Raw genomic sequence first — 18,407 nt, 5'->3', positions numbered from 1 at the left:
AAAGCCGCGCCTGACGGCGACAACAATGGTCCCGGCCCCGGTTCCCGTCAGGGCGCGTTTGCGGAAGCCTTGGATACGGGTCCGGGCGTGCCGGGGGCCCTAGAAGCCGGAACCCGGCTGGGCCAGGAAGGCCTGCTCTTCCGCCGTCGTCTTCCGCCCCAGCACGGCATTGCGGTGGGGGAAGCGGCCGAACCGGCTGATGATGGCCAGGTGCAGGCAGGCATAGTCCAGATAGTCCGGCTTCGCCGTGCGGGCGGCGAACAGGCGCACCGAGCGGCGCTGGCTGTCCATGTCCTCCGCATGCTCGAACGGCAGGTAGACGAACAGCCGCTGGTCCTCCGCCATGCCCAGGTCGAAGCCCTTGTCCACTGCGTGCCGGGCCACGGCCAGGGCCTGGGCATCACTGGCGAAGGCACGGGGCTGCCCCGGAACATGTTGCGCGGCGCCTGGTCCAGCAGGATGCACAGGGCAAGGCACCCCTCCGGCGCCTCCTGCCAGGCGGTGAAGGCGCCGGCGGCGGCTTGCGCGTGCAACTCGCCCAGGGCGGCTGTGGTCCGCTGGTCGAAGCCGGGGTCCGCGGCGAACCAGTCCTTCGGCCCCGCCTCCTGGAACCAGAAGCGCAACACCCGGGTCAGGGCGGCATAGTTTCCGGACATGGCGGGCCTCCGATCCTTGGGCGGTGGTCATGGCGCTGGTCTGGATAACAGCCGCGCGGGGTGGGCGGCGTCAACCACATGGCCCAAAAGCGAAGGGCGCCCCTGTGAGGGGGCGCCCTTGCCGAAGGTCACGCGGGACCGGGTGACGCTCAGTGCGCGTCGGCCCAGACGCGGCGCTTGGCGGCGTACATCAGCCCGGCGAACACCACCAGGAACAGCATCACCATGATGCCGGTCTGGCGGCGGCTCTCCAGGTGGGGCTCGGCGGCCCAGGCCAGGAACGTGGTCACGTCCTTGGCCTGCTGCTCCACCGTGGCCTTGGTGCCGTCGCCATAGGTGATCCCGTCCGGATAGATGGGCGGGGCCATGGCGATGGCGTGGCCGGGGAAGTACTTGTTGTAGTACGTCCCCTCCGGCACCGGGTGGTCGGCGGGGCCTCCGCGTAGCCGGTCAGCAGCGCGTAGATGTAGTCCTCATGGTGGGACCGGGCCTTCACGATCAGGGACAGGTCCGGCGGGGCCTTGCCGTTGTTGGCGGCGGCAGCGGCCTGCTTGTTCGGGAAGGGGTTCTTGAAGTGGTCGGCCGGGATGCCCGGACGGGTCACCAGCTCGCCCTGGTCGTTGGGCGTCTTGTCCTGGATCTCGTACTGGGCGGCGATGGCCTTCACCTCCTCCTCGGTGAACCCGATCTCCTCCAGGTTACGGTAGGCGAGCAGGTCCATCGAGTGGCAGGCGGAGCAGACCTCCTTGTAGACCTGGAAGCCGCGCTGCAGCGACGCCCGGTCGAAGGTCTTGAACATGGAGAAGGGGCTGTTCACCCCGCCATGGCTCCACTCCTGCGCGGGCGGCACCGGGGCGTCGCCTGCGGCCAGGGCGCCGGCGGCACCGGTCAGGCCCAGGACGCCGGCAAGGATGAGGGTACGCAGGCGACGCATCAGGCCTTCTCCATCGGCTTGGCAGCGGCGACGGCGCCGACGCGGCCACCGCCCAGGACAGGCTGCGCGATGCTGGCAGGCAGCGGAAGCGGACGCTCAAAGCTGCTGATCACGGGCAGGCCCAGGAAGAACAGGAAGTACAGGAAGGTGCCGACCTGGCCGACCAGCACGTAGGGCTGCTCGGCCGGCTTGCCGCCGGCATACATCAGCATGGCGAAGGACACCACCAGCATCAGCACCCACCACTTGTAGATGGGGCGGAAGCGGTAGCTCTTCACCGGCGACCGATCCAGCCAGGGCATCAGGACCCAGATCAGGATGGAGGCGAACATGGCGATCACGCCGCCCAGCTTGGCGTCGATCAGCACCACGTCGCTGAAGGGCAGGCCGATGTTGAAGGTGATGGAGCGCAGGATGCCGTAGAAGGGCAGGAAGTACCATTCCGGCACGATGTGCGCGGGCGTCACCAGCGGGTCAGCCGGGATGTAGTTGTCTGGGTGGCCCAGGTAGTTCGGGGCGAAGAACACGAAGAAGGCGAAGAAGATCAGGAACAGCGACAGGCCGAACAGATCCTTCGTCGTGTAGTAGGGGTGGAACGGCAGGGTGTCCTGCGGGCCCTTCGGCTCGATGCCCAGCGGGTTGTTGGACCCGGTGATGTGCAGGGCGGCCACGTGCAGGAACACGACCGCGAAGATCACGAAGGGCAGCAGGAAGTGCAGGGCGAAGAAGCGGTTCAGGGTCGGGTTGTCGACGGAGAAGCCGCCCCACAGCAGGGTCACGATGCTCTCGCCCACCACCGGGACGGCCGAGAACAGGTTGGTGATCACGGTGGCGCCCCAGAAGGACATCTGGCCCCAGGGCAGCACGTAGCCCATGAAGGCGGTGGCCATCATGAGCAGGAAGATCACGACACCCAGGATCCACAGCAGCTCACGCGGCTTCTTGTAAGAGCCGTAGAGGAAGCCGCGCAGGATGTGGATGTAGACGACGATGAAGAACATGGACGCGCCGTTGGCGTGGATGTAGCGGAGCATCCAGCCCCAGTTCACGTCGCGCATGATGCGCTCGACCGACGTGAACGCCAGCGAGGTGTGCGCGGTGTACTGCATCGCCAGCACGACGCCGGAGACGATCATCGTCGCCAGCACGAACATGGCGAGGGCGCCGAAATTCCAGAAATAGTTGAAGTTGCGCGGAGTCGGGAACGTCCCGTACTCCTTCTGCATCATGGTGAACACCGGCAGTCGCTGGTCGATCCAGTTCACGACCGGGTTCTTGAAGCTGCTCGTGGGGGCGTGGGCCATTGGGCACTCCCTGTCCTGGATCGACCTCAGCCGATCTTGACTCGCGTGTCGGTGAGGAAAGCGTACTCGGGAACCTGCAGGTTCTTCGGCGCCGGGCCCTTGCGGATGCGGCCGGACCCGTCATAGTGCGACCCGTGGCAGGGGCAGAACCACCCGCCGAAATCGCCCTTGGCCTCGCCGCTGTTGGTGCCCAGCGGGATGCAGCCCAGGTGGGTGCAGACGCCGACCAGCACCAGCCAGTTCTCCTTGCCCGCCTTGACGCGGTCTGCGTCCGTCTGCGGGTCGATCAGCTCGGCCAAGCCCACGGCCTGGGCCTGCTTGACCTCATCCTCGGTGCGGTTGCGGATGAAGACCGGCTTGCCGCGCCACATGACCTTGATCGCCTGGCCCGGCTGGATCGGGGCCAGGTCAACCTCGACGCTGGCCAGCGCCAGCGTGTCCGCGGCCGGGTTCATGCTCGACACGAACGGCCACAGGGCGACGGCGGCACCCACGCCACCGGTCGCGGCGGCGGCCAGATATAGGAAGTCGCGGCGGGTATGTTCCTCGCCGCCATGCATGGTGTCCGCCATCCCTCTCGTCTCCCTCAACTCCTGCCGGGCCGCCCGGCAGAAGGCCGGCACCCGCCTGAAATCATCCCCGGTCCCGCCTGTTGCCCCTCCGGTCCCGTCCGCGCAGGTGCTGCGCGGCCAGCCCATGGGCAAAGGCAAAGCGCGCGGCCGGACTCCCCGCCCGGTCGCGCCGGACGGGTATACATCCGGGCATCCGGGTTGGGAAGCGCGTCGGCGACGCAGCCCCCGGACAATCTGTCGCGTCGGTCACCGAACCGTCAGGGGCTCGGGCCCAAGCATTCCAGGGCCTTGCGACACCCGGCTTGACCCCGCGGGGCCTCCCGACGCATCAGATGGACCGGTATCGGGCCGAAGGACATGCGACGGCTTGTCCCTGCGCGGCCCGATTGTTGCGTGCCCAGGAAAGCACCCGTGCGCCTAGCCCTCTACCAGCCGGACATCCCGCAGAACACCGGCACCCTGATCCGACTTGGCGCCTGCCTGGGCGTGCCGGTGGACATCATCGAGCCCTGCGGCTTCATCCTGGACGACCGCCGCCTGCGCCGCAGCGCCATGGACTATGCCGAGCTGGCGGAGGTGACGCGGCATGTGAACTGGCCCGCCTTCCAGGCCACGCGGCCGGGGCGGGTGGTGCTGGTGGAGACGGAGCAGGGCGTGCCCTACACGTCCTTCGCGTTCAGGGCGGACGACACGCTGCTGCTGGGGCGGGAGACGGCAGGCACCCCGCCCGACGTGATGGCCGCCTGCGACGCCCGGGTGTACATCCCCATGCGGCCGGGGGTGCGGTCCCTGAACCAGGCGGTCGCCGCCTCCATGGTGTTGGGGGAGGCGCTGCGCCAGACGGGCGGTTTCCGGCCCGGCTGACAGGGCTTGGCCGCCTGCCGGGCCGGTCGTGGCAAACTCCCCATGGCCCCGGTCGCCCGTCCGCGCTACACCTTGGGGAAAGACCCAAGAGGTTGTGCGCCATGCCCACCCCGCTTCCGTCCCCCGACATCGTCGCCGACCGCCAAGCCCGCGCCCGCGCCTGGTTCGAGAGCCTGCGGGACCGCATCTGCGCCGCCTTCGAGGCCATCGAGGACGATTTGGCGGAGGGGCCGCACCAGGGCCTGTCCCCCGGCCGGTTCGAGCGCAAGGCCTGGGACCGGGCCAACCATGACGGGGCGCCCGGCGGCGGCGGGGTCATGTCGGTGATGCGCGGCCGGGTGTTTGAGAAGGTGGGCGTCAACGTCTCCACCGTCCATGGCAGCTTCAGCCCGGAGTTCCGCGCCAGCATGCCCGGCGCGGGGGACACGGGAGCCTTCTGGGCCAGCGGCATCAGCCTGGTGGCCCACATGCGCAACCCGCTGGTGCCGGCGGTGCACATGAACACCCGCCACCTGACCACCCAGATCGCCTGGTTCGGCGGCGGGGCTGACCTGACGCCCATGTTCCTGGACAGCCCCGAGACGGAGGAGGACAAGGCGGAGTTCCACGCGGAACTGAAGGCCGCCTGTGACGCCCACGGCGCCGACTATTATGAGCGGTTCAAGGAGTGGTGCGACCGCTACTTCTTCCTGCCGCACCGGAACGAGCCGCGCGGCGTGGGCGGCATCTTCTATGACAACCTCGACACCGGCGACTGGGAGGCGGACTTCGCCTTCACCAAGGCGGTGGGACAGGCGTTCCTGGACGTGTACCCCCGCATCGTCCGCCGCCGCATGCACACCCCCTGGACCCCGGCCCAGCGGGAGCACCAGCTTGTCCGCCGCGGCCGCTATGTGGAGTTCAACCTGATCCACGACCGCGGCACCCTGTTCGGCCTGAAGACCGGCGGCAACATCGAGGCGATCCTGATGAGCCTGCCGCCCGAGGTGAAGTGGCCCTGATGTTCGACGGACAGATGCCCAGGGCGACGAGCCCGCACCCGGTCTGGCTGGTGCGGCACGGGGAAACCGCTTGGAACATCGAGGGCCGCAGCCAGGGCCACCGCGACAGCCCCCTGACGGACCGGGGACGTGCCCAGGCGGACCAGGTGGGCGCCCTGTTGGCGCGCCTCACGGCTAACACCCCCGGCGTGCGGCTGGTTGCCAGCCATCTGGGCCGGGCCCAGGCCACCGCCGCCGCCATCGCCCGGCACACGGGCCTCGCCGTGGAAACGGACCCGCGTCTGGCAGAGGTCTCCTTCGGCGCCTGGGAAGGCATGACCAAGCCGGAGATCATCGCCGCCTGTCCCCAGATCATGGGCACCGCCCCCGCCCTGGGCTGGCAGTTCCTGGCCCCGGGTGGGGAGAGTCTGGCCGGCGTGCAGGCCCGGCTGGCGGACTGGCTGCGCACCGTCACCGGCCCGACCATCGCCGTCAGCCACGGCATGGCCAGCCGCATCCTGCGCGGCCTCGTCACCGGCCTGCCCCTGGACGACTGCCTGGCCCTCGCCATCCCGCAGGACCGGGTGTTCCGGGTGGAAGGGGAGGCGGTGGAGGAGATCGCGCCCTGACGGTTACGCCGCCAGCACCGTCACCCGGTTCCGCCCCTCATGCTTGCTGCGGTAGAGCGCGCTGTCGGCCCGTTTCAGGGCGGCCTCAATGGCGTCCTCGTCCGGCAGGACGGGGCTGACGCCGAAGCTGGCGGTGACGGGGCACAACCGCCCCTCCGACCGCAGGGCCAGCTCAGCGATGCGCTTGCGCAGGCGTTCGGCCAGCAGGCTGACCACGTCGATGCCGGTGTTGCTGAACAGGATGGCGAATTCCTCCCCGCCCAGGCGGCCGATGCAGTCGGTCTGGCGCACGGCCCCTTGCAGGGTCTTGGCCACCTGGCGGATCACCTCGTCCCCCATGTCGTGGCCGAAGCCGTCATTCACCCGCTTGAAGTGGTCGATGTCCACCATGACCACGGCCAGCGACTCTACCGTGCGCTGGCGGCGGCGCAGCGCGTCCTCCGCCTGCTCGAAGAAGCTGCGCCGGTTCAGCACCCCGGACAGGGGGTCGGTCATGGCCAGCCGGTGCATGTCCTTGTGCGCCCGCACCAGCCGCTCCCCCAGCCGCAGCCGGGCGCGCAGCAGGCCGATGTCGATGGGCTTGGGCATGAAATCGTCGGCCCCGCCGTCCAGCGCCTCGATATGGGTGGCGATCTGGGTCATGGTCGTCATGATGACCAGGTACTGCAAGCCCGGCGGGTGCTTCACCCGTAGGTCCCAGCACAGCTCGATCCCCGACTTGCCGGGCAGGTTCAGGTCCACCAGGACGATGTCGAACCAGTCGCCGGAGGCAAGCAGCTCCGCTTCCTCCGCCGTCTCGCACACGGCGACCTCATAGCCCAGGTCCAGCAGGACGGCTTGGAGCATCTCCCGCACGAATCGGCTGTCATCTACGACCAGAACGCGCATCCCACCCTCCCTGCGCGCCTGATTGAAGCGCCGCTTAGGGCGAAAGGCAAGCTAGACCTATCCCGAAAGTCAGTGCAAAGGGATAGGCCTACTGCCCGCGTCGGGTATTGGCATCAGCGCCCGGCCAGCCGCCGCTCCAGCTCCGCCAGGCAGTCCTCTCGGCTGGGGCGGTAGTCGCGGGCGGCCCACCAGCCTTCCACCGCGGCCAGCAGCTCCCCACCGCCGGCCCGGGGGCGATGCCGCGGTCCAGCAGGTCCTGTCCCTTCAGGGGGAACGGGATCTCCTTCCAGGCGGCTGCCTCCGCCAGGGGCTCCAGCAGCTCGAACGCCGGGGTGCCGCGGTCGGCGGCGGCGATCAGCAGCAGGTCGCGGTACAGCTCCGTGCCCAGCTTCTGCAAGGCGTGGCGGCGTTGCTGCACCGTCAGGTCCGGGTGGACCTCCGCCGCCGGGTCCACCAGGGCCGCCAGCTGGTCGCGCTGGGCGTTGGACAGGCGCAGCCGCTCCGCCGCAGCCAGGGCGACCCCCCGGTCCCGCGGCAGCAGCACGGCCAAGTGGGCCATGGGGTCCGCTTCCCCCACCATCCATTCCAGCCGGTCCAGGGCCTGCAACCGCTCCACCCTTGTGGCGTGGGGCAGCAGGTGGGCGATGATCCCGCGCCCCAGCATCAGCCGCCAGACCTCCACCGCCCGGTCCAGGGCCAGCAGCTTCAGCAGCTCGTCCCGCACCCGCTCCCCCGACAGGGTGGGCAGCAGGGGCGCGAACTCGGCACAGGCGTCCAGGCTGGCCGCGTCCACCCCACCCCGGCCGAAGCGGGCATGGAAGCGGAAATAGCGCAGGATGCGCAGCACGTCCTCCTGGATGCGCTCCCGCGGGTCGCCAACGAAGCGCACCCGACCGGCCTCCAGGTCCGCCAGCCCGTCGAACGGGTCGTACAGGTCGCCATCCAGGCTCAGCGACAGGGCGTTGAAGGTGAAGTCGCGGCGCTTCGCGTCCTCCAGCCAGTCGTCGGTGAACTCCACCTTGGCATGGCGGCCATAGGTCTCCACGTCCTTGCGCAGGGTGGTGACCTCGAAGGAACTGCCCTCCACGATGGCGGTGACGGTGCCGTGCTTGATTCCGGTGGGCACGGCGCGCAGGCCGTCCTGCTTCAGCCGGCGCATCACCTCGTCCGGGGGCAGCGGCGTGGCGATGTCCACGTCCTCCCCCTCCAGCCCCAGCACCGCGTCGCGCACGCAGCCGCCCACGAACCGGGCCTCCTGCCCCGTCCGCATCAGGCACTGCATCACCCGCCGCGCGGCGGTGCCGGCCATCAGGCCGATGGGCTCCAGGGTGCGGGCTGGGGTCATGCGGGGGTCCGGTTGAACGACCCCGCCTTGTTACAAGGCCATGGCGGCGGGTTCAACGGGGGAGGAAGCTTTTGCGGAGGAGGGCGGGGCGGAAGGATTTGGACACGGATGAAAGGGATGATTGCCGGATGGGCACGGATGGGGTTGGGGATGGGGATTGTGCCTAGATGGGTGTGGTGAGGCATTTGGACATTCACGGACACGCACCAAGCATTCACGAACACGCACAAAACAAGATAGCCTGCGGCGCTGTTTGCGCGGCGAAGCCGCAGTCATTTTTCGTGTATGTTCGTGCGTGGATGGTGCTTGTTCGTGAATGTTTCCGGCTCACCCGCCCAGTAAACCAAGAGCGCCAGAACCGGCCGCCCCATCAGGCCATTATCCCTGTACATCCGGCCTTGATCCGGGTTCATCCGTGCCCGAGTCCTTCCGCAACGCCGCCGTCTGTCAGAGCCACACCGCCACGCCGAAAGGCTGCGTCACCGCCCCTCTCGCCGCCATGCCGCCAGCAGCAGGCCCACCGCCAGCAACAGGACCAGCACGCCCGGCAGCAGCGGGACCTGGTTGACGCCGGTGACCACATAGTCGCCGTTGGCCCGCAGGCCAAGCCAGCCGCGGCCGGCGCTGTCGCGGTCGGGGCGGGTGCGGCGGATGTCGGGGATGGGGTCGCTCGTGCTGTAATCCGCCAGCCAGTAGGCGCCGCCGCCGGTGGCCTTGGACACGGGGGCCAGCGGGTCGGGGCTGGTGCGCACGTCGGCCAGCTCCGGCGGGTTCACGGCACCCACCACGGCCAGGGCCGTGCGTTCCCCGTCGCCGATGCGCCAGATGCCGGGCTCGGTGGCCAGCACCGTGCCGGTGGCCGTGCCGTCCTTGTGGTCCTCCAGGGTGACGGTGGAGCGGGCGTCGCTGGGGGAGGTGACCTCCACCGGCCGCGTGTCCGGCTCCAGGCTGCGGCGGGTGACGGTGATGCGGTTGCCGTCCACGGTCGCCCGCAGGTCATTTTCCTCCAGCTCGGGCTCCTTCATCAGCCAGTGGGCAAGGCGGCGCAGCAGCTCCGCCTGGGGCCCGCCGGCCTCGAAGCCACGGGACCAGAGCCAGATGTGGTCGGAGGCGAGCTGGGCCACCCGCCCCTCCCCCACCCGGTCCAGCACCAGCAGGGGCCGGCCGTCTGCGCCGTTCATCACCACGCTGCCGCGGGTGGGGGCGATGTCGATCTGGCGGAACCAGCGGCCCCAGTCGCCGGTGCCGTCCTCCCGGCTGGTGAGGCCGGCGGTGACCGGGTGGCGCCGTCCCAGCTCGCTGACCGCGGGGGTGAAGGGCCGCTCCACCACGTCGCCCGTGGGCTCCGCCGGCAACACGGTGCCCAGGGGCGTGCGGAACAGGGACAGGGGTGTCGCGAAGGTCGGGCCGCTCGCCTCCAGGAAGGCGCCGCCCCGCTCCACATAATCGGCGATGTTGGCCAGGTAGGTGTTGCTGATCACGCCACGCCGCTTGTAGCGGTCGAAGATGATCAGGTCGAACTCCTCCAGCTTCTGCTCGAATAGCTCCCGGATGGGGAAGGCGATCAGCGACAGCTCCCGGATCGGGGTGCCGTCCTGCTTCTCCGGCGGGCGCAGGATGGTGAAGTGGACCAAATCCACGCTGGGGTCGGCCTTCAGCAGGTTGCGCCAGGTGCGCTCCCCCGCATGGGGCTCGCCCGACACCAGCAGCACCCGCAGCCGGTCGCGCACGCCGTTGACGACCACGGCGGCCTTGTTGTTGGCAAGCGTCAGCTCCTGCGGGCCGGCATCCACCGCCAGCTCGAACACGTTCAGCCCGCCATGGTTCAGGGTCATGGTCAGGGGCACGTCCTGGCCCACCGGCACGCGGAAGGGCTCCGGCGCGCCGCCGTCCTGGCGCAGGGTGACGATGGCGTTGCCGCCCTCCCGCCCCGGCAGGTCGTCCACCCGCACGGTGAAGGTCACCGGCTTGTCCACCAGGCCGAAGCTGGGGGCCTGGACCACGGCCAACCGCCGGTCCCCCTCCTGCTTCTCCCCGCTCAACAGGGCGTGGACGGGGCCGAAGCCTTCCAGGGTGGGCAGCACGTCCTTCACGTCATGCACCTGCCCGTCGGTGACCAGCACCGCACCGGCGATGCGGCGGCGGGGCACGTCGGCCAGGGCGCGGGTCATGGCTTCCAGCAGCCGCGTCTCCTCCACCGCCGCCCCTTCCGGGCCGGCGGCATCGGCGGTGCGGACGATGCGGACCTCCAAATCCTCCTCCCGCGCCAGCCGCTCCTGCAGGGCGGCCACGGCGCGTTCGGTCCTGGCCCGCCGCTCCCCGATGTTCTGGCTGGGGGACTGGTCCACCACGATGACCGCCACGTCCTTGATGGCGGAACGCTGCTCCTCCACCAACGAGGGGTTCAGCAGGGCCAGCACCAGCACGGCCAGGCCTGCCAAGCGCAGCCACGCCCCCCGCGCCCGGCGGAACAGGGCATAGCCCACCAGCAGCAGCCCCAGTGCCCCAAGCAGGGCGACGAGCCAGAGGGGGACGAGGGGCGCCCAGGCGATGGAGGTGCCGGTCATTGCCCCAGCCTTTCCAGGATGGCCGGCACGTGCACCTGGTCGGCCTTATAGTTGCCGGTCAGGGCGTACATGACCAGGTTGATGCCGAAGCGGTAAGCCATCTCCCGCTGCCGCTCACTGGCCACGGCGAACATGGGGCGGCCCTGGCCGTCCACGGCCCAGGCGGCCGCCCAGTCGTTGGCGCCCAGCACCACGCCTGACACGCCGTCATTGGTCCGGCCTTCCTGCGCCTCCACCCAGACGTTGCCGCCGCTGTAGCGGCCGGGGAAGTCCTGCAACAGGTAGAAGCTCTTGGTCAGCACATGCTCCGGCGGGACGGGGGCGAGCGGCGGGATGTCCAGGCCGCGCAGCAACTGCTCCAACTGCGGCCCGCCGGGGCCGGACCCGCCGAAGCCTTGGTCGCGGGTGTCCACCAGCAGCATGCCGCCATGGCGCAGGTAATCGTTCAGCTTCTGCCGCCCCTGGTCGGTCAGGGGGCCTTGCGTCTGGGTCACCGGCCAATAGACCAGGGGGAAGAAGGACAGCTCGTCCGCCTCCACGTCCACCGGCATGGCGCCGGCGATCTCCACCGCCGTGCGCATGGCAAGCTGCTGCGCCAGCCCCTCCAGCCCGGCCTTGGCGGCGGCGTCCACCTGCGGGTCGCCGGTGACCACATAGGCCAGCCAGGTCTCATTGGTGGACAGGATGATGCGCTCATCCCCCGTCACGCCCGTGGGGTCCGGGCGGTTCTGGGCGACGGCGGGGTCGCCCACCGCCAGCATGGTGCCGAGGGCCAGCAGGGCAACGGCCGCCGCCACCCCGCGGGACCCCATCCGGGGCAACCGCAGCAGGCCGCGCAGGGCCAGCCCCACCAGCAGGTCGATCAGGCCGAGGATCAGCGCCAGGGTCAGCAGCAAGGGCTTCAACTCCGTCTCCCCCCGCCCACCATACAGGTCCTGGGCCACGCCGGACAGGGACGGGGCCAGGGGGCGCAGCTCCGGCACGGCCGGGGCCAGGTTCAGGGCGCGCCGCGCCTCCGCCGTGCCGTAGAAGCCGGGCGGGTGCCGGGGCCCGAGGATCTCCGCCACCGGGGCCCGCGCCAACTGGGCCGCTGACACAGGAAACGCGGTGGCCGGCGGCTGGGTCAGGCGGCCCTGGCCGTCCAGCAGCTCCAGCGGCGGCAGGGTGCCCGTCTCCTCCACCCCCGCCACGCCCGCGGACAGGGCCACGGTCCGCCGCAGCATCTCCACGAACAGGCCGGACAGGGGCAGGTTGGACCAGTCGGGGTTGGCTGTCGTGTGGACCAGCACCACCTGCCCCGCCTCCCGCTTCTCCGCCGTCACCAATGGGGTGCCGTCCTCCAGCCGCGCCCAGGTGCGGCTCGCTAGGTCCACCGACGGCTCCGCCAACACCTGCCGGGTCACGGTCACGTCACCAGGGATGGGCAGGCCGTGGAAGGGGCTCGTCTCCGGGAAGGGGGCCAGCCGGGCCGGGGTGGACCAGCTCAACGCCCCGCCCAGGGCCCGGTCGCCGGCCCGCAGGCGCACCGGCACCAGCGTGTCCGCGTTCTGCGACAGGCGCGGGCCGGCGAAGCGCACCAGCACGCCGCCCTTCTTCACCCACTCCTCCAGCCGCCGGGCCTCATCCTCGCCCAGGCTGCCCACGTCGGCCAGGATCAGGACGGAAAGTTGCCGCCCCATCAGGTCCGCCACCGTGCCGCGCCGCACCTCCGCGAAGGGGGACAGGGCGCGCTCCAAATAATACAGGTCGGACAGCAGCGGCTGCTCCCCCTCCGGCCGGCCGGAGACGAGGCCGACGGGCCGCCGCCGCCAGCGCTCATCCAGCAGGATGGTGGCCCCGGCGGTGCTCTGCCCGTCCAGGCGCAGGGCGGTGACCTCGTTCCGCAGTTCCGTGGGCAGGTTCAGGCGCACCTCCGCCCGGGCCGATCCCGGCTCGAACCGTGCCTCCGCACTGCCCAGCAGGCGGCCGTCATTGCCGTTGGCGCGGACGGAGACGGGCATCTCAAGGCCAGAATCGGACCGCTCCACCGGCACCACCAGCTCGATCCCATCCACGGCGGGCGGGCGCAGCAGCAGGGCCGGGCGTTCCGCCCCGTCGCCCACAACCTCCAGCCCGCCCATGCGGCGCAGGCGGGTCACCAGCTCCTCCGACGCCGCGTCCGCCAGACCGTCGGACAGCCAGACGGTATAGGGCGTGCCCTCCGGCGCGAAGCCTTCCAGCGCCCGCATGGCCCCGGCCCGGTCGCTGGGCCAGGGTTGGGGCGCCAGGGCCTGCACCGCGCGCTTCGCCTCCCCCGCCACCATGGGACCTTGCAGCCGGGGGGCCTCCGCGGCGGCGGATGGGGCGGTGGCCAGGACCACCACGGGGCGGTTCTGCCGGTCGGCCTGGTCCACCAGCCGGTCCATCAGCTCCGTCCGGGCAGCCCAGTCGCGGCCCGACGCCCAGCCATTGTCCACCAGCAGCAGCATGGGCCCGCTGCCCGGCAGGGCGGCGTCCGGGTTCAGCAGCGGCCGGGACAGGGCCAGGATCACCAGGGCGGCCAGGATGATGCGCAGGATCAGCAGCCAGGGCGGCGTGCGGGCCGGCGTCTCCTCCCGCGCCACCAGGTCGCGCAGCAGGCGGATGGCCGGGAAGTTCTGGATGCGCGGGGCCGGCGGGGTGACCTTCAGCAACCACCACAGCACCGGCAGCACCGCCAGGGCGGCCAACAGCCAGGGCGCCGCGAAGGCCAGGGGGCCGAGGCTCAGCATGGGCAACCTCCAGCGGCCTTCATCACACCGCCTCCCGCGCCAAGGCGCCCCAAAGGGCCAGCAGCGCCGTCTGCGGCGGCTTGTCGGTGCGGTGGGGGATCAGGGTCCAGCCGGCGGCGCGGGCGATGGCGGCAAGCCCGGCGCGCTGGGCGGCCAGCCGCTCCAGGTAAGCCTCGCGGATGCCCTCCACCCGGGGGATCAGCAGCGACGACTCGCCCTCCAAGCCCCGGAACTCCACCCGCCCGTCGAAGGGCAGCATCTCCTCCGCCGGGTCCAGAAGCTGGACCAGGTGGCCACGCAGGCCCCGGCCGGTGAAGCCGGACACCACCTTCTGGATCTCGTCCAGGGGCGACAGCAGGTCGCCGATGATGACCAGTTGGGCATGGCGGGGCAGCGGTTCCACGGCCGGCAGCCCCTCCCCCTCCGGCCGCCCCGCCCGCTCCGCCAGGTGCAGGGCCAGGCGCGGCAGGATGGACCGGGCGGCGCTGGGCGCCACGCCGCTGGACAGGAAGGCCGTGCGCTCACCGCCGCGGACCAGCAGCACGGCCAGGGCCAGGCTCAGCAGGTCGGCCCGCTCCCGCTTGGTGGGCAGGGCCTTGTCGGACCGCCAATCCATGGACGGGCTGGCGTCGCGCCACAGCCAGACGGTCTGCGCCGCCTCCCACTCGTTCTCGCGGACGAAGACGTGGCGGTTCTTGGCCGACTGGCGCCAGTCGATGGCCTGGGCGGCGTCGCCGGGCTGGTAGCGCCGGAACTGCCAGAACGTCTCGCCGGTGCCCACCCGGCGGCGTCCATGGACGCCCTGCGCCACCGTGGACGCCACCCGCTCCGCCGCCACCAGCAGCGGCGGCAGGCGAAGGGCCAGGTCCTCGGCCCGGTGTTGGGCGCGCAGCGCCGCGGCGGCGGTGGTCACCATGCGGTCAGGGTCCTCACGCCAGCGGGGCGCACAGCCGGTTGATGACGTCGTCCAGCGTCACCCCGTCGGCGCGGGCGGCGAAGTTCAGGGCCATGCGGTGCCGCAGCACCGGCTTGGCCAGGGCCAGCACATCGTCCAGCGACGGGGCCAGCCGCCCGTCCAGCAGCGCCCGGGCGCGGGCGGCCAGCATCAGGGCCTGGCTGGCGCGGGGGCCGGGGCCCCAGGCCACGTGGCGACGCACCTCCTCGAAGCCCGTCTCCTCCGGCCGGGCGCCGCGGACCAGGTCCAGGATGCCCTCCACCACGCTGTCGCCCACGGGGATGCGGCGTACCAGCGCCTGGGCGGCGATCAGGTCCTGGGGCGACAGGGCGGCGGTGATGCGCGCGGCCTCGGCGCCCGTGGTGGCGATCATCATCCGTCGCTCCGCCTCCCGGTCCGGGTAGCTCACGTCCACCTGCATCAGGAAGCGGTCCAACTGCGCCTCCGGCAGGGGATAGGTGCCCTCCTGCTCCAGCGGGTTCTGGGTGGCCAGCACGTGGAAGGGGCGGGGCAGGGGGTGGTAATGGCCGGCCACGGACACCCGCCCCTCCTGCATGGCTTGCAGCAGGGCGGACTGGGTGCGCGGGCTGGCGCGGTTGATCTCATCCGCCATCAGCAGCTGGCTGAACACCGGGCCGGGGATGAAGCGGAAGCCGCGGCGGCCCCCCTCATCCTCCTCCAGCACCTCCGAGCCCAGGATGTCCGCCGGCATCAGGTCGGGCGTGCACTGGATGCGACGCTCCTCCAGCCCCAGCACGGTGCCCAGCGTCTCCACCAGCCGCGTCTTGGCCAGGCCCGGCACGCCGATCAGCAGCAGGTGGCCGCCGGCCAGCAGGGTGACCAGGGACAGGTCGATGACCTCCTGCTGGCCATAGATGACCCGGCCGATCATCTCCCGCACGTTCGCCAGGCGGTTGCCCAGCACCTCCACCTCGCGGATCAGGGCCTGGGGGTTGGCGGGGTCCAGCGGGCGGTTCGCGTCAAGGGTGCTCACGTGTCTCCATCCTTCCCCGGGGCGACCGGCTTGCCTGATGGCCGGCGGTCCGTTGCGGTTCACGAACCAAGCGTGGCCGATTATGTTAACTTCATGGCCGGGGCGCCCTTGTCCAGGGGGCTAGCCCGTCCTTGCACAAACATCCTCCGACAACAGATGGTCCGATCCACCATGCCGGAAAGCAAGAGCGTTGCAGGGGCCACTCCTTCTTCGGGAGAGGGGGCCAGTCCCGGCCGGCTGCCTGACCTCTCCGCCGCCCGCCGCCCGCCGCAACCGGGAGGTGCCCCGACCGCGGAGGATGAGGCGTATGAGATCCGCATCGGCCGCGACGGCACTTGGTACTATCATGGCAGCCCCATCGGCCGGATCGCCTTGGTGAAACTGTTCTCCACCGTCCTGCGCCGGGACGAGGCGGGCGACTATTGGCTGGTCACCCCGGCGGAGCGGGGCCGCATCACCGTGGAGGACGCGCCCTTCGTGGCGGTGGAGGTGACGGTGGCGGGCTCGGGGCCGGACCAGGCCCTGACCTTCCGGACGAACCTGGACGAACAGGTGACCGCCGGCCCCGACCACCCCATCCGGGTAGTCACGGACCCTTCGACCGGGGAGCCGCATCCCTATATCCTGGTGCGGGGCGCCCTGGAGGCGCGGATCAACCGCCCGGTCTTCTACCAGCTCGTGGAGTTGGCGGAGGCCTCGGGCGACGGGGACGAGATCGGCGTATGGAGCACGGGGACCTTCTTCCCCCTGGGGAAGACGACGTGAAGGATGAGGCGGAGACCGCGGCGGCCCCCGCCCCGGACCCCGTCACGCCTGCTCATCCCACCCCCACGGCCGCCGACATCCGTGCCGTGTTCCGCAGCCGCCGGGGCAAGCCCACCAAGGTGATCGGCAGCCGCGGCGACCATGACGGCAACCCCGGCCTGGTGCCCCCGGCGGACCTGCGGGATGCCGCCGTGCTGGTGCCGCTGGTGGAGCGGCCGGGCGGCCTGACCGTGCTGCTGACCCAGCGCACCGCCCATCTGGCCGCCCATGCCGGGCAAATCAGCTTCCCCGGCGGCGGGGTGGAGCCCGACGACACCGGGCCCGAGGACACCGCCCTGCGCGAAACGGAGGAGGAGGTGGGCCTGCCGCGGGAGCGGGTGGAGGTGGTGGGGCGGCTTGACACCTATGTCACCCGAACCGGCTTCCGCGTCACGCCCGTGGTCGCCCTGGTCCGCCCGCCCTTCACCCTGGCGCCCGACCCTTACGAGGTGGCGGAGGTGTTCGAGGTGCCCCTGTCCTTCATCCTGTCGCCCCAGGGGCGCCGGCGGGAAAGCCGGGAATGGAAGGGTGCCCTGCGCCACTTCTGGGTCTTCCCTTACCAGGACCGCTACATCTGGGGCGCCACGGCGGGGATGCTGGTGAACCTCTGCGACGTGCTCGCGGAGGGGTGACCCTACTCCACCGCAGCCCGCAACGCCGCCCCGCTCGCCAGGGGCGCCAAGGTGGCGGCGGCGGCCAGCAAGCCCCCCAGCAGCAGCAGGTGCGGCTTGGCGGCCAGCCCGGCCAGGGCGGCGTCGATGGCCGCGGCGGCGAAGATCAGGGCGGGGATATAGAGCGGCAGCACCAGCAGCGGCAGCAGCACCCCGCCGCGCCGGGCGCCCAGGGTCAGGGCGGCGCCCACCCCGCCCACCAGGCTCAGCAGCGGGGTGGTCAGCAGCAGGGTCAGCAACAGGATGCCGAACCCGTCCGCCGGCAGGTTCAGCAGCATGGCCAGCAGCGGGGCGGCCAGGATCAACGGCACGCCCGTGACCAGCCAATGGGCCAGCACCTTCACCAACGCCACCCCGCCCAGGGGCAGGGGCGACAGGGCCAGCAGGTCTAGGCTGCCATCCTCATGGTCCGCCTGGAACAGCCGTTCCAGCGACAAGAGCGACGCCAGCAGGGCTGCCACCAGGATCACGCCGGGGGCGATGCGGGCCAGGATGTTGGGCTCCGGCCCGATGCCGAAGGGGAACAGCACCACGCACAGCACGAAGAACAGCACGGCGGTGGCGGCATCCGCCCCCTGGCGCAGGGCAAGGCGCAGGTCCCGCGCCAGCAGCCTGAAGAAAGCGTTCATGCCGGGTCCCCCGCCAAATCCTCGTCCGCCATGGTGGCGCTGAAGTCCGACAGGTCCAGCACCTGCGGGTTGGCCAGGTCCAGGTCGGTATGGGTGGAGACGACGACCATCCCCCCGGCCCGCCGGTGGGCCGCGATCTCCGTGGCCAGCTTGGCCACGCTCTGCCGATCCAGCGCCGTCGTCGGCTCATCCAGCAGCCAGAGCGGCACCTCCGCCAGGCACAGCCGCGCCAGGTTCACCCGCCGCTTCTGCCCGGCCGACAGGTAGCGCCCCGGCAGGTCCGCCACATGGGACAGGCCCATGCGCTTCAGCGCCAGCCGGGCCCGGCCCGTGGGATCGGGCCTGCCATCCAGCCCGGCCCAGGATGCCAGGATCTCCACCGCCGTCAGGGCGGGCTTGATGGCATCCAGATGGCCGACATAGCGCAGGGACGCGCGGAACCGCTCCGGCTCCTCCGCCACCGGCTGCCCGTCCCACAGCAGGCTGCCCGTGAAGGGCCGGGTCAGCCCCGCCATCAGCCGCAGCAGGCTGGACTTGCCGCTGCCGTTCGGCCCCACCAGCACCAGCGCACCCCCCGGCTCCAGCCGGAAGGACAGCCCGGTGAAGACGACGCGCGCACTGCGCAGGCAGGTCAGGTCGCGTCCTTCGAATCGGGGCATGGCTTGGGAAGGCAACGGGTCGGGGAGCGGCACCTTGCCAGGGTGGCACGCGAAAGGGAAGACGGGTGGGGGAACCTGCGGCGAAGTCGCGTGGTCGGCGGGGGGCTCTGGCGTGGTGGAAGTTTTAGGACACGGATGTACGCGGATGCCTCAATGGCCCTGGGGATCGGGTGCCGCGGACATGCACAACAGTTCTTGGATATGGG

15 protein-coding genes and 2 pseudogenes are annotated in these 18,407 nt (G+C 71.1%); 5 read left to right on the top strand and 12 right to left on the bottom strand.

Annotation, left to right across the window (positions count from 1 at the left end):
• Positions 1-99 precede the first annotated feature (99 nt).
• The 4 genes and pseudogenes from HHL28_RS14905 to petA all read right to left on the bottom strand — a co-directional run bounded on the left by HHL28_RS14905 (position 100) and on the right by petA (position 3,466).
• Positions 100-656: pseudogene (locus HHL28_RS14905) on the bottom strand (DUF924 family protein).
• 149 nt (positions 657-805) lie between these two features.
• Positions 806-1,455 (bottom strand): annotated as a pseudogene (locus HHL28_RS14900) (cytochrome c1).
• Positions 1,456-1,589: 134 nt separating this feature from the next.
• Positions 1,590-2,894 carry a cytochrome b gene (locus HHL28_RS14895; protein WP_075771374.1) on the bottom strand — a complete coding sequence of 435 codons (1,305 nt, stop codon included), beginning with the start codon at positions 2,892-2,894 and terminating at the stop codon, positions 1,590-1,592.
• Positions 2,895-2,920: 26 nt separating this feature from the next.
• Positions 2,921-3,466, bottom strand: coding sequence for a ubiquinol-cytochrome c reductase iron-sulfur subunit (petA, locus tag HHL28_RS14890; RefSeq protein WP_075771375.1), 546 nt, complete (start codon positions 3,464-3,466; stop codon positions 2,921-2,923).
• Between the two features lie 411 nt (positions 3,467-3,877).
• Between petA and HHL28_RS14885 the strand changes: the two genes are divergently transcribed.
• From HHL28_RS14885 to HHL28_RS14875, 3 genes are all read left to right on the top strand, one after another.
• Positions 3,878-4,330 (top strand): tRNA (cytidine(34)-2'-O)-methyltransferase, encoded by a 453-nt coding sequence (locus HHL28_RS14885; protein ID WP_404325881.1) that lies wholly within the window; start codon positions 3,878-3,880, stop codon positions 4,328-4,330.
• Positions 4,331-4,431: 101 nt separating this feature from the next.
• Positions 4,432-5,331, top strand: coding sequence for an oxygen-dependent coproporphyrinogen oxidase (hemF, locus tag HHL28_RS14880; protein WP_169655378.1), 900 nt, complete (start codon positions 4,432-4,434; stop codon positions 5,329-5,331).
• Positions 5,331-5,939 carry a histidine phosphatase family protein gene (locus HHL28_RS14875; RefSeq protein ID WP_169655376.1) on the top strand — a complete coding sequence of 203 codons (609 nt, stop codon included), beginning with the start codon at positions 5,331-5,333 and terminating at the stop codon, positions 5,937-5,939. Before hemF ends, HHL28_RS14875 begins: the two co-directional genes overlap by 1 nt.
• Before the next feature lie 3 nt (positions 5,940-5,942).
• Here HHL28_RS14875 and HHL28_RS14870 read toward each other — a convergent pair whose 3' ends face one another.
• The 6 genes from HHL28_RS14870 to HHL28_RS14845 all read right to left on the bottom strand — a co-directional run bounded on the left by HHL28_RS14870 (position 5,943) and on the right by HHL28_RS14845 (position 15,438).
• On the bottom strand, positions 5,943-6,827 hold the full coding sequence (locus HHL28_RS14870; protein WP_075771378.1) for a GGDEF domain-containing response regulator: 885 nt from the start codon (positions 6,825-6,827) through the stop codon (positions 5,943-5,945).
• Positions 6,828-6,915: 88 nt separating this feature from the next.
• Positions 6,916-8,172, bottom strand: a complete 1,257-nt coding sequence (locus tag HHL28_RS14865) for a CCA tRNA nucleotidyltransferase (protein WP_404325879.1) — start codon at positions 8,170-8,172, stop codon at positions 6,916-6,918.
• Between the two features lie 479 nt (positions 8,173-8,651).
• Complete coding sequence (locus tag HHL28_RS14860; RefSeq protein ID WP_075771380.1) at positions 8,652-10,739, bottom strand: hypothetical protein; 2,088 nt, start codon at positions 10,737-10,739, stop codon at positions 8,652-8,654.
• Complete coding sequence (locus HHL28_RS14855) at positions 10,736-13,489, bottom strand: DUF4159 domain-containing protein (RefSeq protein WP_075771381.1); 2,754 nt, start codon at positions 13,487-13,489, stop codon at positions 10,736-10,738. The genes HHL28_RS14860 and HHL28_RS14855 overlap by 4 nt, the downstream gene beginning before the upstream one ends.
• 22 nt (positions 13,490-13,511) lie before the next feature.
• Entirely contained in the window at positions 13,512-14,405 is an 894-nt protein-coding gene (locus tag HHL28_RS14850) for a DUF58 domain-containing protein (protein ID WP_075771382.1), read from the bottom strand.
• A gap of 13 nt (positions 14,406-14,418) precedes the next feature.
• Positions 14,419-15,438 (bottom strand): AAA family ATPase, encoded by a 1,020-nt coding sequence (locus tag HHL28_RS14845; RefSeq protein ID WP_075771383.1) that lies wholly within the window; start codon positions 15,436-15,438, stop codon positions 14,419-14,421.
• Positions 15,439-15,609: 171 nt separating this feature from the next.
• Between HHL28_RS14845 and HHL28_RS14840 the strand changes: the two genes are divergently transcribed.
• Both HHL28_RS14840 and HHL28_RS14835 read left to right on the top strand, forming a co-directional pair.
• Positions 15,610-16,203: a DUF1285 domain-containing protein gene (locus tag HHL28_RS14840; protein ID WP_083699141.1), complete on the top strand. Its 594-nt coding sequence runs from the start codon at positions 15,610-15,612 to the stop codon at positions 16,201-16,203.
• Between the two features lie 119 nt (positions 16,204-16,322).
• Entirely contained in the window at positions 16,323-16,874 is a 552-nt protein-coding gene (locus HHL28_RS14835) for a CoA pyrophosphatase (protein ID WP_404326939.1), read from the top strand.
• Positions 16,875-16,876: 2 nt separating this feature from the next.
• Here the strand turns inward: HHL28_RS14835 and ccmB are convergent, their stop codons facing one another.
• Both ccmB and ccmA read right to left on the bottom strand, forming a co-directional pair.
• Positions 16,877-17,542: a heme exporter protein CcmB gene (gene ccmB, locus HHL28_RS14830; protein ID WP_075771384.1), complete on the bottom strand. Its 666-nt coding sequence runs from the start codon at positions 17,540-17,542 to the stop codon at positions 16,877-16,879.
• Positions 17,539-18,201: a cytochrome c biogenesis heme-transporting ATPase CcmA gene (ccmA, locus tag HHL28_RS14825; protein ID WP_075771385.1), complete on the bottom strand. Its 663-nt coding sequence runs from the start codon at positions 18,199-18,201 to the stop codon at positions 17,539-17,541. Before ccmA ends, ccmB begins: the two co-directional genes overlap by 4 nt.
• Positions 18,202-18,407: the final 206 nt, after the last annotated feature.

The sequence above is a fragment of the Aerophototrophica crusticola genome, assembly GCF_012913305.1.
GTDB classification, from domain to species: Bacteria; Pseudomonadota; Alphaproteobacteria; order Azospirillales; family Azospirillaceae; genus Niveispirillum; species Niveispirillum crusticola.
The sequence above is the reverse complement of the archived record's forward strand: the minus strand, read 5'-3'. Positions and strand labels throughout refer to the sequence as shown.

What these genes read in the sequence shown, in the direction of transcription:
- HHL28_RS14895 (WP_075771374.1), bottom strand. Translation starts at nt 2,894, where the DNA reads ATGGCCCACGCCCCCACGAGCAGCTTCAAGAACCCGGTCGTGAACTGG.
- petA (WP_075771375.1), bottom strand. Translation starts at nt 3,466, where the DNA reads ATGGCGGACACCATGCATGGCGGCGAGGAACATACCCGCCGCGACTTC.
- hemF (WP_169655378.1), top strand. Translation starts at nt 4,432, where the DNA reads ATGCCCACCCCGCTTCCGTCCCCCGACATCGTCGCCGACCGCCAAGCC.
- HHL28_RS14875 (WP_169655376.1), top strand. Translation starts at nt 5,331, where the DNA reads ATGTTCGACGGACAGATGCCCAGGGCGACGAGCCCGCACCCGGTCTGG.
- HHL28_RS14870 (WP_075771378.1), bottom strand. Translation starts at nt 6,827, where the DNA reads ATGCGCGTTCTGGTCGTAGATGACAGCCGATTCGTGCGGGAGATGCTC.
- HHL28_RS14865 (WP_404325879.1), bottom strand. Translation starts at nt 8,172, where the DNA reads ATGACCCCAGCCCGCACCCTGGAGCCCATCGGCCTGATGGCCGGCACC.
- HHL28_RS14860 (WP_075771380.1), bottom strand. Translation starts at nt 10,739, where the DNA reads ATGACCGGCACCTCCATCGCCTGGGCGCCCCTCGTCCCCCTCTGGCTC.
- HHL28_RS14855 (WP_075771381.1), bottom strand. Translation starts at nt 13,489, where the DNA reads ATGCTGAGCCTCGGCCCCCTGGCCTTCGCGGCGCCCTGGCTGTTGGCC.
- HHL28_RS14850 (WP_075771382.1), bottom strand. Translation starts at nt 14,405, where the DNA reads ATGGTGACCACCGCCGCCGCGGCGCTGCGCGCCCAACACCGGGCCGAG.
- HHL28_RS14840 (WP_083699141.1), top strand. Translation starts at nt 15,610, where the DNA reads ATGCCGGAAAGCAAGAGCGTTGCAGGGGCCACTCCTTCTTCGGGAGAG.
- ccmB (WP_075771384.1), bottom strand. Translation starts at nt 17,542, where the DNA reads ATGAACGCTTTCTTCAGGCTGCTGGCGCGGGACCTGCGCCTTGCCCTG.
- ccmA (WP_075771385.1), bottom strand. Translation starts at nt 18,201, where the DNA reads ATGCCCCGATTCGAAGGACGCGACCTGACCTGCCTGCGCAGTGCGCGC.